Annotated in this window: 1 protein-coding gene and 1 pseudogene; one reads left to right on the top strand and one right to left on the bottom strand. The window is 41.1% G+C overall.

Annotated features, from left to right (window positions below):
• Positions 1-472, top strand: a 472-nt coding sequence (locus CTN07_RS22520) for a CesT family type III secretion system chaperone (protein WP_107183777.1), incomplete at its 5' end; no start/stop codon positions are given.
• Positions 473-662: 190 nt separating this feature from the next.
• Here the strand turns inward: CTN07_RS22520 and CTN07_RS23430 are convergent.
• Positions 663-768 (bottom strand): annotated as a pseudogene (locus tag CTN07_RS23430) (IS6 family transposase); the annotation flags it as partial.

The raw sequence follows: 768 nt of genomic DNA on the forward strand, positions 1-768 counted from the left end.
AATTTACCACTGGAATAAAGCGATGAGTCAAGCATATACATTAGCGATTAACGAGTTATATAAAGCATTAGGTTTGGATCAGCCTAATGAAGTTGAAGAGGTCATCTCTCTACAAGTCGGTGAGATGATTTGCCATTTAACAGAGCATCCTGCCGATAGCCTATTAATGTTTTCAAGCCTAGGTGCAGTAACAGATTTTGATGTGTCACTCTTGCTCAACAATAATATGTTTAGCCAAGAGCTACAAAAGCCAGAGGTTGCCATTGATGAAACCTCTGGCAATGTGATTCTTTGGAATAGACAACCACTGCTTAATGCCTATGGGCAAAGTTTATATCGACAATTGGAGCTGTTAAGCCAAGCATGTGATCGTTTAACTGGCGTTGAATCAGCAAATACTGCTTTGGCCGTAGAAGCGAGTTCAGAGACTCAATCCCAGAGTGAATTCAGTCCTACTAGTTTTAGAGTGTAATTCGCGAGTAAGCGCTCGCTAATACATTGGAACGTAATATGATATAGCCGCAAACATCATATACATCATCTAATTAAGGTGATATTTGCGGTTTTTTATGGTTCATCGCTGCTTTCCGGGGAAAGCAGCTTTAATTTGGTTCTGTCGCAAAGTTTATGTAAGGCGTAAACGTGTCGAATTTCGGACACTATTATGCTATGAGCGCGTAAAATCGCTCCCATACAGGCAAGCTTAGCTCGCCAACTTGACCTCGTTTGATTTGCGTCCAAACTTCTTGACCTGACATAGTGGCACTT

Source organism: Photobacterium damselae (assembly GCF_003026815.1).
In the GTDB taxonomy this organism is placed as follows: Bacteria; Pseudomonadota; Gammaproteobacteria; order Enterobacterales; family Vibrionaceae; genus Photobacterium; species Photobacterium damselae.